The organism is Limosilactobacillus sp. DJ3M12 (assembly GCF_947381695.1).
Classification (GTDB): Bacteria; Bacillota; Bacilli; order Lactobacillales; family Lactobacillaceae; genus Limosilactobacillus; species Limosilactobacillus kinnaridis.
This window is the reverse complement of sequence record NZ_CANCWY010000065.1, coordinates 1-510: the sequence shown is the minus strand read 5'-3', so window position 1 is coordinate 510 and position 510 is coordinate 1. Positions and strand designations below refer to the sequence as shown.

Genomic DNA, 510 nt, shown 5'->3' with positions numbered 1-510 from the left:
CTCATCTTACTAAAGAAGAACGTGTGATGATTGCGACTTTAAAGTCGCAAGGACTTTCCAATCGCGCAATTGGTCGCCAATTAGGAGTTAATCATCAAACAATTAATAACGAGCTCAACCGTGGTACGGTCCGCCAACTTCGTCGTCAAAAATCTAATGGTAAGATTTACGAATATTCTTACTACATCTATAGTTATGAAGCTGGTCAGGCCACATATCTTGAACATCACCGCCATTCTGGTCGTCGTCGCTTATATTATTCTTCAAAGCAATTTTTACGATTAGCTGATCAGCTAATGCTTGGTGAGTTTGACGACCACCATTACTCCCCACAAGCGGTTATTTATAAGGCTCGAGATTTAATGAATGATGGCACCCTGATCCCAAAGTCGGTTGTAACTTTATATCAATGGATTAATGAGGGTGTGCTTCGTACGTCCAATTTAGACCTCTTTGAAAAACCTAAACGTAAGCATCATCGAACTCATCCGCAAGCTAAAAGGTGCTTAG

The 510-nt window shown here is 40.8% G+C and carries 1 protein-coding gene; it reads left to right on the top strand.

The features are described 5' to 3' along the window. A partial coding sequence (locus QOS06_RS10725; RefSeq protein WP_283596062.1) for a helix-turn-helix domain-containing protein occupies positions 1 to 510 on the top strand: 510 nt, incomplete at both ends.